The organism is Microbacterium sp. Root322, from assembly GCF_001425645.1.
In the GTDB taxonomy this organism is placed as follows: domain Bacteria; phylum Actinomycetota; class Actinomycetes; order Actinomycetales; family Microbacteriaceae; genus Microbacterium; species Microbacterium maritypicum.
Window position 1 is genome coordinate 74,320 of sequence record NZ_LMCS01000003.1, and the last position, 11,914, is coordinate 86,233.

The window sequence follows — 11,914 nt, forward strand, 5'->3', positions numbered from 1 at the left end:
GAACGAAATGGAAAAGCAGATCCTCGCCGAGATCGAAGAGTCCGAGCAGCTGGCGCACCTGTCGGCATCGCACTCGAACGCACTGGTCGAGAACCCCTTCGACTGATCGCGGATCCTTCCGTCGCGCTTTCGAGCGCACTCCCGTCCGGCCGGGCGTTCGCGCCCGGCCGGGCCCATCACCGAGAGAATCCATGACTTCCGAACCCCGCATCCTGCCGCTCCCCGGCTCCGGCGCCCATCTCGTCGTCGGTGCCGACGGTCGCCCCCGGATCCGCCTGCGCACCGGACGATTCGCCCTGGTCGACGCGCCGCCCGCAGAGCTGTTCGGCGCCCTCGAAAGCGACGCCGAGAGCGGCGCCGCTGTCACCCTCGACCGCGTCACCCGTGAGGTGCAGGAGCGCGAGGCTGCCGACGCGCTGCGCCGGTGGCCGGTGGATCGCCGTGCTGTCTGCCTCATCGGCACCGGCCCGTTCGTGGACGAGCTGGAGCGCATGCTCGCGGGCTGGGGCGCGCAGGTCACCGTCGTGGACACCGCGTCGGAACCGGTGGACGACGCCGCCCTCGTGATCGCCTACGCCGAGGGTGCGCACGATCGTCGACGATGGGCCGCCCTCGATCGTCTTCCGCACCGCGGAATCGCCTGGCTCCGCGTCCACAGGGAGGGCGAGAGCATCCTGATCGATCCGCTCGCGATCGATGCGAGCGACCCGACCTCCAGCCAGGTGGCCACACGGCGGCTGGCGGCCAGCAGTGCGCCGGCGTCGAGCGAGGCCTGGCAGCAGGCGGGTCCGCCTGCCGCCGTCCCCGTCGACGACGCGACCAGGGTGCTCGCCCTCGCCCGAACGCTGCACGTGATTCTCACCTGGGCGCAGGACGGTGCGGAACTCGACCGCCTGCGCACGACCCTCTGGAAGCTGGTGCCGGCGACCGGCGCCGTCAGCGAGCACACGGTGCTCCCCTTCCCCGCGGCCCCGCGCCGGGTGCTCCGATGACCCCGCCGCGTGATGCCCGCCTCCACACCGTCGTCGCGGATGACGGCGCCCTGTTGCGCGGCTGGGCCTGGGAGCCCGCCGATCCTCGGGGCGTGGTGATCATCCGCACGCCCTACGGGGCCTGGCGTCACGGCGACACCGCCCGCGCCTGGACCGGCCGGGGCTACCGCTGCGTGATCCACGACGTGCGCGGACGACACTCGTCCGACGGCGAATGGCACCCCTACCTCGCGGAACGCAGCGACGGACGCGCGGTGGTCGAGGCGGTCAGGGCCGAGAACCCCGGGCTCCCCCTCGTGCTGTCCGGCGGCTCGTACGCCGCGCACACCGCGCTCGAAGCCGCCAGGGCCGCCGACGTCGACGCGCTGGTGCTCCTGGTCCCCGCGCTCGGGCTTGCCGAGACCGCCTGGGACGAGAACGGGCGCCCCCACCTGCACCACCGAATCGGGTGGTGGCACCAGCACGGCCGGGGAGCGCGCTCCCAGCCGCCGCTGACCGATGAGGAGCTCGCGGCACGCGTCGCGCGGGCGACCGAGGTCGGCGTGCACCGGGCTGCCGAGGAGTGGGGCTGGTCGCGCGTGGCACTGTCCGGGTGGCGACGACTCTGGTCCGCCCCGGCTGTGGACCTCGACCGTGCGTACGGCGCGCTTCGCGCGCCGCTGCTGCTGATCCGCGGCGATCACGACTTCTTCTTCGCGGATGCCGGTCGGCTCGCTGCCGCCTGGCGAGGGCCCGTCCACCTGGTCGACGGTCCGTGGGGGCACCGGCTCGCCGCAGACATCGACGACGACGAGATCCGCTCCCGGTTGCGCCGCGCAGGCGGCATCGGACGCGTGCTCGATTCCTGGCTCGCCGAGAACGGGCTGCCAGCGGAGGAATCGGCGCCCGTGTCCGCGCCGGCATCCGCCGCGCGCGAGCCGGGACCGCCCGTGCTCCGCCGCACCCGATCCGCCTTCGAACCCGACACCGGTCGCTGGCGATACGAGAGGACAGCATGACCGCGCACGACACCCTCGACCACGCCCCCGACCGCGCGACGCTCCCGGCCGAGGCGCTGGTCGATGCGGAGACCGGCATCATCCGTTCCGTGCGGGAGGTGCCGCACCCGGTCGGTGCCCCGCACCGATACCTGGCGCTGACGGCATCCGTCGCCGACGCGCGCATGCTGGGCGAGTGGCCCGCCGACCGGGTCTCCCTCGGTACGTCGTTCGGCGACCCCGCCCAGGCACGCATCGCCGCGATCGGCGAGGGGGTGGAACGGTACTGCGGCAACTGGCTGCCCGATTTGCTCCCTCGTGACGAGCTGCGCGTCGCCACCGCGCAGGAGCTGCGCGCCGAAGGGGAGAGCGTCATCGACGAGGACGATCTCCCGCGTTTCGCCGACTGGCAGCTCACGCGCCCCGGCTTCCCCTATCAGCGGCTGCTTTCCTCGACTCCGACGCTCTGGGCGCGCTGCGAAGACCTCGACGGCGGCTCGGTGTGGATGCCGGACGCGCTCGTGCACCTGAACTGGCGGCAGTCGCGCTTCCGCTCGCTGCCGCGGACGCACCACCTGAACTATGCGGGCATCGCCACCGGGGCGGGTTTCGACGACGCCCGCGACCGCGGGGTGATCGAGGTGATCGAGCGGGATGCGCTCGAGGTGTGGTGGCACCTCGACGGGCCGACGTTCGGCATCGACCCGGCAACGGTCCCCGGTCTTCTCGACGATCTGCGAGGCAGCAGCCTGCGCGTGTGGCTGGTGGCGATGCCCTCGGAGTTCGCCCCGGCGATCGGCGCGCTCGTGCACGACGAGGAGCGCGGGCTCTACGCCGCCGGCTTCTCGGCCGCGCTCGATCCGGCACGCGCGGCGCGGAAGGCGGTGCTCGAAGCCGTGCACACCTGGATCTACACGCAGGGCTGCACGACCGCGGACGGATGGGTGTTCCGTGCGGTCGCCGAGGGGTTGATGGCGAAGGGCCTGACCCTCGACTTCCGCCCAGACGCCGGCTACACGGCCGCTGCGGGGTCGCAGTTCGAGAACGTGATCGACCTCGGAGCGCACGTGCAGGTGTGGCTCGACCCGACCGTGCACGACCAGGCGCGTCGCTTCCGTGCGCCCGCGCAGGGGGTGCATCCGCTGAGCACGATGAGCCCGGTGACGATGGACGAGGTGTACGAGCGCCTGCGCGCTCGTGGACACCGTGTGCTCACGCGCGACCTCACGACCACCGATGTGCGCCGGACCGCCCTGCGCGTGGTGCGCTCGATCGTGACGGGGCTCGTGCCCAACGCTCCGGCGGCGTTCTCGTACCTCGGGATGCCGCGGTTCCAGGAGGCGGCGGAGGATCGCGGCTGGCGCGCGACGTGGACCGGGGCCCCGGAGGACTTCACGCTCCTCCCGGCCCCGCACATGTGAGGTCGGCCATGAGCCCATCGATCAGCGCGCTCCCGGGTCTTCCCGCCCCGCTCGACGAGGCGCCGACGTCGCGCCTGCCCGCGGGTGCATTGCCGCCGGGGCCGCGGACGAACGCCTGGCACCGCACCGGCGCGGTGGCGGATGAACCCCACCGGGGTGTGCGGGAGCTCGTGGATGCCCTCTGGCACCCGGGGCGGTTCCATCGGAGTGCGGACGGGCTGAGCACACGCATCCGTCAGCGTGCTGTCCCGTCGGCCGGGGCGTGCTACCCGGTGCAGACGCACCTGATCGACGGGGCCGGCACCCACTGGGCGGTCGATCACGAGGAGGGCATCTTCCGCCGTCGCGACCTCGCCGCCGATCGTGCGGACGGATGGCCATCGCCCGCCGCGCACGACGGCATCGCGCGCGTGGTGTTCACGGTGCTGCCCGGTCGTTCTTTCGGTCGCTACCGGCATCGGGCGTGGCCGCTATGGATCGCCGATGTCGCCTACGCGGTCGCCGGCGTGCTCTTCCTGCTGGGGGTGCAGGCCGGACCGGTGGAGGTCGGCCCCTCGACCCGGCTCCGTTCTCTGCTCGGGGTGCCGCGCGCGACGGATGCCGATGCCTGGATCCGTCGCGGGCTCGCGCCGGAGATCCCGCTCGCTGCGATCGAGATCCCCCACGACCCGGTGCCGGATCCCGCGGCTCGTCGTGCTCTCGGAGCCCGGCGCTCGCCCGCGACCGCGGAGTTCGGTGCCCGGATCGGCGGCACGCCCGCTCCCGCGATCGAGCGCATCGCGAGAGCTTCCGGGCAGGCCTGGGTGCGCGGGGCGACCGAGGTCCACTCCTGGTCGGTGCCGATCACGGCCCCTTCGACCGTCGTCGACGCCGCGCTCTGGAGCGCCCATCTCGACGCGGCTCGCCTCTGCTACGAGGCCGCGCTCCTCGGGGACAGGGGCACCCGCCCCGTCTCCGGCTTCTCTGCGACCGGTGACCGGTGGATCCTCCATGCGCTCGCCTTCCTCGACTCTCCCGGAGGTGCACGATGATGATCGTCCCCGAGCTGTGGCGCGAGGCGCGACGCCATCCCTGGCTCCTGACGGGGAGCATCCTGCTCCTGCTCCTCGTGTTCGCCACGCACCTCCTGCAGGCGCTCGCGCTCGCCTGGTCGCTCGCGGCATTCGTGCGCGGCGACGCGGCGGGGGCCGTGGGAGGCATCGGCGCGATCCTCGCGATCGGGCTCCTGCGGATGGTGCTGACGCTCGTGCAGGGTGATGTCGCCTCCCGCCTGGGCGGAAGGGTGAGAGAAGACCTGCGGGGCGCGGCGGTCGCGGCAGTCCTCGTACCCGAACGGCTGCACGACGCCCGCCTCCGCGACGGCTCGACCCAGCTGGCACTCGGCGACGGCATCGACGGCACCGACGCCTACGTGTCGAAGTACATCCCTGCCGTGATGCAGCTCGTCGTCGGCAGCGTGGTCGTGGTGTGCCTGGTCGCAGTGCTGTCACCCCTGATCGCGCTGTGCGTCGCCGCGGGGATCCTGCTCGCGGTGCTGGGCCCTCTGCTGTGGAAGCGGATGCTCGCCCGGCGCGGATTCGAGCACTGGGACAGCTACGAGACTCTCAGCGGCGACCTGCTCGAGGCGCTCCGGGGCATGTCGACGCTGCGTGCGCTGGGCGACGTGCCGGCCACGCGGTCGCGCCTGCACACCAGGTCGGAGGCACTGCGGGCGGCCACCGAACGCGTGATGCGGTCATCGCTCGCGGAGACCGCCATCACCGACTTCGCCGTGCAGGCGGGAGTGGTGATCGCCGCCGGGCTCGCGGTCGTCTCCGTCATGACCGGGCAGCCGCCGGCTGTCGAGGTCTACGCGCTGCTGCTGCTCTCCTCGGAGGCGTTCCGTCCCGTGCGCGAGCTCTCCCGCCACTGGCACGCCGGATTCCTCGGGCTCACGGCCGTTCCGGGCCTCTCCGCGCTCGGGGCGTTCCGCCGGTCGCCCGCAGCTGCGACGGAGCGCGAGACGACACCGGCGACCTCCGCCGACGTGCTCCGCATCTCCGGGCTCTCCTACCGCTACCCCGGCGCCGATCACGATGTGCTCCGCGGCGTCGAGCTCCACGCCGAGCGCGGCCAGGTGCATGCGATCGCCGGCCCGTCCGGCGCCGGCAAGTCCACCCTCTTCGACCTCGTGCTCGGCTTCCTGCCGGCCACGGCGGGCACGGTCGAGCTCGACGGGCGTCCGCTGCACCCGAGCGACGTGGCCGTGGTCTCGCAGCGGCCGGTCCTGTTCGCCGGAACCATCAGAGAGAACGTCGATCTGTTCGACGCCGGGCAGGAGGCGCTGGAACGCGCGTGCGCGGCGGCAGGGGTGCTCGATGAGATCCGAGCGATCCCGGGAGGCTTCGACGCGATGGTGGCCGAGGCGGGGACGAGCCTGTCCGGCGGGCAGCGGCAGCGCCTCGCCCTCGCCAGGGCGCTGCTCGCCCACCGCCCCGTGCTGCTCGTGGACGAGCCGACCAGCGCCCTCGACGACCGCAGTGCCCTGACCGTGGCCGAGACGCTCGAACGCGTCGCCGCAGAGAGGATCGTGCTCATGATCAGCCACCGTCCCGAGGCCCTGGCCCGGGCCGCCGACGTGCGGGTGCTCCGCGACGGAGTGCTCGTGAAGGAGGCCTCATGACCTCGTCGGCAGGCATCCTCGCCCGGTTGCTCCCGCCGCTGAGACCGGAATGGCGACGCATCGCCGGCAGCTACCTGATCGCCACCACGAGCCTGTGCGCCCTCGCGGCCATCGGGGTGCTCACCGCCCTCGGTGTGGGCGGGGCCGTCGTGCACGCGGAGTGGCCGCCGGTCGGCTGGTGGCTCGCGCTCGGCACCCTCGTGCTGCTGCGCACGTTCCTCACCTGGCGCGAGATGGACGTCTCGCACGCCCTCGCCTACCGGGTGCTCGCCCGGTTGCGGATGGCGTTGTTCGACGCCTACGCGCGCAGCGTTCCCGGGCGCCGACGCGAGCACTCCGGGCGTGCGGCATCCGTGGCGATGACCGACATCGAGAAGCTGGAGTTCTTCTACGCGCATACGGTCGCTCAGATCGGCGCCGCGCTCACGCTGTTCGCCGGAGCGCTGGTGTGCGCGTTCCTCGTGATGCCGGTGGCGGGGGTCGTGATGCTCGGTGGAGCGGCGGCGGTCGCCCTCACCGCCGGGGCCGGAGCGGGTCCTGCGCGACGGATCGGTGCGCGCGAACAGCGGGAGCGGGAGGAGCAGTCCGAACGGCTGGTCGACGCGCTCGGTGCGCTGCGCGAGATCCTCGCCTACGGCCTGCAGGATCGGGTGGTGCGCGAGGCCGTCGCGGGAACGCGGAGGTCGGCGCGCATCAGCCGCCGGCGCGAGGCCATCGCCCACCTCGTCGACGGGATGCGCGAGCTGATCCTCACCGCCGTCGTGATCGGCGTGATCGCGGCGACCCTGGCTCTCGACGGCACGGTCGGGGGCGCACAGGCCGCGCTGCTGCCCGCCGTGATCGCACTCGCCGTGGCCGGAGTCGCCGCGGTCGCGGATGCCGCGCACACCGTGTCCGAGCTGCATCCGCTGATCGCCAGTGCCGCTCGCGTGGGTGCGGGGCTCGACCGCCCACCGGTGGTGTCGCCGGTCGATCGTCCGCTGCCGCTGCCCGACGGTCCGCTTGGCGTGCGCTTCGAGAAGGTGTCGTTCTCGTACGACGACCGCACGGAGGTGCTGCACGGCTGGTCGATCGACGTCGATCCCGGGGAGCACGTCGGGCTCGCGGGGCCGTCCGGAGCCGGCAAGAGCACGGTCATCGCGCTCGCGGCGCGGCTGTGGGATCCCGCTGCGGGCACGGTCGCGCTCGTCGATGCCGCAGGTCTCGCGTACCCCCTCGGCCACATCCGTGACGACGATCTCCGCCGGACCGTGGCCGTGGTGGAGCAGGATGCGCGACTCTTCCACGGCACCGTGCGCGACAACCTCGTGCGCGGCGCCGACGCCCGCACCGACGAGGAGCTGCGTCGCGCGCTCACGCGGGTGGGCGCCGACGGCTGGATCACCCTCGACGACGACCTCGGCGAGCACGGGGTGCGTCTTTCCGGTGGTCAGCGTGCGCGGCTGGCGCTGGCTCGTGCGCTGTGCCGGGAGCCGAGGGTGCTCATCGTCGACGAGATCACCGCGAGCCTGGATGCCGAGTCGGAGCGCATCATCTCCGACGTGCTCGAGGACTTCGACGGGACGGTCATCGCCGCCTCCCACCGGCGGGAGACGCTGGGGAGATTCGGACGGGTGGTCGGTGTGGAGAGAGAAGGTGTGGAGCGCGAGGAGGCTGCGGCTACAGCCGGTCCACTCCGGTGACCGTGACGACGGCCTGACCTGCGTCGTCGGAGTCGGCGAGGTCGATCGTCGCGGTGATGCCCCAGTCGTGATCGCCGGCGGGGTCGTCGAAGATCTGCCGCGCGCTCCAGGAGGTGGCGCCTTCGGTGAGGATCAGCAGCTTCGAGCTGCGGGCATCGGCACCGGTGAGGATCTCGTCGTGGTCGGCGAAATACCCGTCGAGGGCATCGGACCAGGCGTCGGCGCCGAAGCCCGGATCGAGCTCGGCCAGCGTGTCCACGTCTTCCCTCGCGGCGAGCTGCACGCGGCGGAACAGCTCGTTGCGCACCAGGATGCGGAACGCGCGGATGTTGCTCGTGAGGCGCTTGGGCGCGGGCGGGACGATCGGCTCGTCGGGCGCGTGCGGATCGAAGCGCCCGTTGTCGACGCCGGCGATCAGCTCCTCCCACTCGTCGAGCAGGCTGGAGTCGACCTGTCGCACGAGCTCGCCGAGCCATTCGATCAGGTCGCGCAGATCCTCGTCCTTGAACTCCTCCGGGATGGTCTGCGAGGCCGCCCGGTACGCGTCGGAGAGGTAGCGCAGCACCACGCCCTCGGAGCGCGCGATCTTGTAGTACGCGACATATTCCCCGAACGACATGGCGCGCTCGTACATGTCGCGCACGACCGACTTGGGGTGCAGCTCGAAGTCGCGGATCCAGGGCTGCGCCGCGCTGAAGGTCTCGAAGGCCGCGGTCAGCAGCTCGTCGAGCGGTTTCGGGTAGGTGATCTGCTCGAGCAGCTCCATGCGCTCGTCGTACTCGATGCCCTCGGCCTTCATCGCCGCGACCGCTTCGCCGCGGGCCTGGAACTCCTGCTGGCTCAGCACCGCGCGCGGATCATCGAGCGTCGACTCCACGATCGAGATCATGTCGAGCGCATACGAACCGGTACCAGTGCCGGCGGAGGGATCGGGGTCGAGCAGCTCGAAGGCGGCCAGGGCGAACGGCGACAGCGGCTGGTTGAGGGCGAAGTTCGGCTGCAGATCGACCGTGAGGCGGATGTCTCCCTCGGGGGTCTTCTCGACGATGCCCGATTCGCGGAGCGTGCGGTAGATGCCGATGGCCCTGATGGCGAGCTCGCGTTGGCGCTTCCGCGGCTCGTGGTTGTCGTATACCAGCGCACGCATATTCGCGAACACGTCACCGCCACGGGCGATCACGTTGAGCATCATCGCGCTCGTGATCTGCATGTGCGAGGTCAAGGTCTCCGGCACGGCGTCGATGAGCTTGCGGAAGGAGGGCTCTCCCCACGACACGAACCCGTCCGGCGCCTTCTTGCGGACGATCTTGCGCTTCTTCTTCGGGTCGTCGCCGGCCTTCTTCACGGCCGCGACGTTCTCGCTCTCGTGCTCGGGCGCCTGTGCGACCACCGTGCCGGCGGTGTCGTAGCCCGCACGTCCTGCGCGACCGGCGATCTGATGGAACTCGCGGGCGTTCAGCTGCCGCATCCTGGTGCCGTCGAACTTCGTGAGCGCGGTGAGCAGCACGGTGCGGATCGGCACGTTGATGCCCACGCCGAGGGTGTCGGTGCCGCAGATCACGCGCAGCAGTCCGCGCTGGGCGAGCTGCTCGACCAGTCGCCGGTACTTCGGCAGCATGCCGGCGTGGTGCACGCCGATCCCCGCGCGCAGGAAGCGGGAGAGAGTCTTGCCGAACGCGGTCGTGAAGCGGAACTCGGCGATCAGCGCCGCGATCTCGTCACGCTGCTCGCGGGTGGCGACCTTCGTGCTGGAGAGCGCCTGGGCCCGCTCCATCGCCGCGGCCTGAGAGAAGTGCACGACGTAGATCGGCGCCTGTCCCGTGCTCAGCAGGTCATCGATGGTCTCGTGAATCGGCGTCGTCTCATAGAAGAAGTGAAGGGGGACGGGACGCTCGACACCGGTCACGGTCGCCGTCTCGCGACCGGTGCGCCGGGTGAGGTCGGTCGCGAGCTCTGTCACGTCGCCGAGAGTCGCCGACATCAGGATGAACTGGGCCTGCGGCAGCTCGAGCAGGGGCACCTGCCATGCCCAGCCGCGGTCGGGGTCGGCGTAGAAGTGGAACTCGTCCATCACGACCTGACCGACGTCGGCATCGGTGCCCTGGCGCAGCGAGAGGTTCGCGAGGATCTCCGCCGTGCAGCAGATGATCGGGGCATCGGCGTTCACGGAGGAGTCGCCCGTGACCATGCCGACGTTCTCCGCGCCGAACACGTCGACCAGCGCGAAGAACTTCTCGCTCACGAGCGCCTTGATCGGCGCGGTGTAGTAGCTGCGGCGTCCGGCGACGAGGGCGCTGAAGTGCGCGCCGATCGCGACGAGCGACTTCCCCGTGCCGGTGGGGGTCGAGAGGATCAGGTTGTTGCCGGAGACGATGTCGATGACCGCCTCGTCCTGCGCCGGGTAGAGGCTGATGCCGGTGGACTCCGCCCACTCGACGAACGCGAGGTAGACGGCATCCGGATCCGCGGCGTCCGGAACGAGGGCGGGATCGAGCCGCGGAGTGGAAGTCATGGTCCCTCGATCATCCCATCCGCCCGCGACGGTCGCGCCCGGGGCATTCTGAGCCGGTATATTCGCGCGGCTTTCGTAGGTGGCCGCACGCTCCCCGTGGCATCATCGACGGACCACGGAGCGGTGACCGCACCGCCCAGGGGGGACGACGATGCCCGACCAGATCTTCACGTTCGCAGCACTCGCACTGTACTTCGCGGGGATGCTGCTCATCGGCTGGATCGCCTTCCGGCGAACCGGCGATCACGAGGACTACATGCTCGGCGGTCGGAACCTCCCGCCGTGGGTGGCCGCGCTCAGTGCCGGCGCCTCCGACATGTCGGGCTGGCTCGTGATGGGTCTCCCGGGGGCGATCTACGTCTCCGGTCTCATCGAGGCGTGGATCGCGATCGGCCTCACGATCGGCGCCTACCTGAACTGGCTGCTCGTCGCGCCCCGTCTTCGCGCATACACGCAGGTGTCGCGCAACTCCATCACGGTGCCGAGCTTCTTCGAGAATCGGCTCCGCGACACGACGCGACTGCTCCGCGTGGTGTCCGGCGTCGTCATCCTCGTGTTCTTCACCCTCTACATCTCCTCGGGCATGGTGGCCGGTGGCGTCTTCTTCGAGAGCTCGTTCAACGGCGACTATCTCACCGGCATGCTGCTGGTGACAGGTGTCACCCTCGCGTACACGCTCTTCGGCGGGTTCCTCGGAGCGTCGCTGACCGACGTCGTGCAGGGACTCATGATGGTGATCGCGCTGATCGTGATCCCCGTGGCGGCGATCGTCGCCATCGGTGGATTGGCCGAGACGGGCGCGCTGATCGACGAGGTCGCGCCGGACCACCTCTCGATGCTCTCCGGGACGGCCCTCACCGGCGGCACCGTCCTCGCCATCGTCTCCTCCCTCGCCTGGGGTCTCGGGTACTTCGGACAGCCGCACATCATCGTGAGGTTCATGGCTCTGCGCTCGCCGCAGGAGGCGAAGAGCGCCCGACGCATCGGCATCTCCTGGATGGTCGTCTCCCTCGGGGGCGCTGTGCTGTCGGGTCTCGTGGGCCTCGCCTACATCGCCAAGACGGGCATCGACCTCGCCAACCCCGAGACCGTCGTGCTTCTCATGTCGCAGACGCTGCTGCATCCGTTCGTCGCCGGCCTGGTGCTCGCAGCCGTGCTCGCCGCGATCATGAGTACGATCTCCAGCCAGCTGATCGTCTGCTCCTCGGCGCTCATCGAAGACCTGTACGGCGTGTTCCGGCGCACGCCGCCCTCGCAGAAGACCCTCATGCTGATGGGGCGACTCGGGGTCCTCGGCGTCGCCATCATCGCGGCGGTGCTGGCGATCACGCCGAACGACACGATCCTCGGACTCGTGTCGTTCGCGTGGGCGGGATTCGGCGCCGCATTCGGGCCCGTCATCCTGCTCAGCCTCTACTGGCGCAAGCTCACCAACTGGGGTGCGCTGGCAGGCATGTTCGTCGGTGCCGCGACGGTGTTCATCTGGAAGGCGCTCGACACCGGGCTCTACGAACTGCTTCCCGCCTTCGTGTTCGCCCTGATCGCGGCGGTCGGTGTGAGCCTGGTCACCTACCGGCACGACGATGAGATCCAGCAGGAGTTCACCGACACCGGCGTCATGCTGGCGCTGCCCCGCCCGCACGCCGTCGGCGACACCCCGTAGCTTCC

At 71.0% G+C, this 11,914-nt stretch carries 9 protein-coding genes; 8 read left to right on the forward strand and 1 reads right to left on the reverse strand.

Going from position 1 to position 11,914, the window contains the following annotated elements; genetic code table 11:
* The first annotated feature begins 7 nt into the window (after positions 1-7).
* From amiA to ASC55_RS12780, 7 genes are all read left to right on the forward strand, one after another.
* Positions 8-106: a streptamidine family RiPP gene (gene amiA / locus ASC55_RS17790; RefSeq protein ID WP_017831216.1), complete on the forward strand. Its 99-nt coding sequence runs from the start codon at positions 8-10 to the stop codon at positions 104-106.
* 85 nt (positions 107-191) lie between these two features.
* A complete protein-coding gene (locus ASC55_RS12755) occupies positions 192-992 on the forward strand; it encodes a hypothetical protein (protein ID WP_055876315.1) in 801 nt (266 codons plus the stop codon).
* Positions 989-1,990 carry a CocE/NonD family hydrolase gene (locus ASC55_RS12760; protein ID WP_055876318.1) on the forward strand — a complete coding sequence of 334 codons (1,002 nt, stop codon included), beginning with the start codon at positions 989-991 and terminating at the stop codon, positions 1,988-1,990. Before ASC55_RS12755 ends, ASC55_RS12760 begins: the two co-directional genes overlap by 4 nt.
* Positions 1,987-3,390: a YcaO-like family protein gene (locus ASC55_RS12765; protein ID WP_055876321.1), complete on the forward strand. Its 1,404-nt coding sequence runs from the start codon at positions 1,987-1,989 to the stop codon at positions 3,388-3,390. The genes ASC55_RS12760 and ASC55_RS12765 overlap by 4 nt, the downstream gene beginning before the upstream one ends.
* Before the next feature lie 8 nt (positions 3,391-3,398).
* Positions 3,399-4,421, forward strand: coding sequence for a hypothetical protein (locus tag ASC55_RS12770; protein WP_055876325.1), 1,023 nt, complete (start codon positions 3,399-3,401; stop codon positions 4,419-4,421).
* Positions 4,418-6,052 (forward strand): ATP-binding cassette domain-containing protein, encoded by a 1,635-nt coding sequence (locus ASC55_RS12775; RefSeq protein ID WP_055876328.1) that lies wholly within the window; start codon positions 4,418-4,420, stop codon positions 6,050-6,052. Before ASC55_RS12770 ends, ASC55_RS12775 begins: the two co-directional genes overlap by 4 nt.
* The gene (locus tag ASC55_RS12780) at positions 6,049-7,734 is read left to right on the forward strand and encodes an ATP-binding cassette domain-containing protein (RefSeq protein ID WP_055876331.1); all 1,686 of its coding nucleotides are present in this window, start codon (positions 6,049-6,051) and stop codon (positions 7,732-7,734) included. The genes ASC55_RS12775 and ASC55_RS12780 overlap by 4 nt, the downstream gene beginning before the upstream one ends.
* Here the strand turns inward: ASC55_RS12780 and ASC55_RS12785 are convergent.
* Entirely contained in the window at positions 7,712-10,246 is a 2,535-nt protein-coding gene (locus tag ASC55_RS12785) for a DEAD/DEAH box helicase (RefSeq protein ID WP_055876334.1), read from the reverse strand. The genes ASC55_RS12780 and ASC55_RS12785 overlap by 23 nt on opposite strands.
* 151 nt (positions 10,247-10,397) lie before the next feature.
* On the opposite strand from ASC55_RS12785, the gene putP reads away from it, so the two are divergent.
* Entirely contained in the window at positions 10,398-11,909 is a 1,512-nt protein-coding gene (gene putP, locus ASC55_RS12790; protein WP_055876337.1) for a sodium/proline symporter PutP, read from the forward strand.
* The last annotated feature ends 5 nt before the right edge of the window (positions 11,910-11,914 follow it).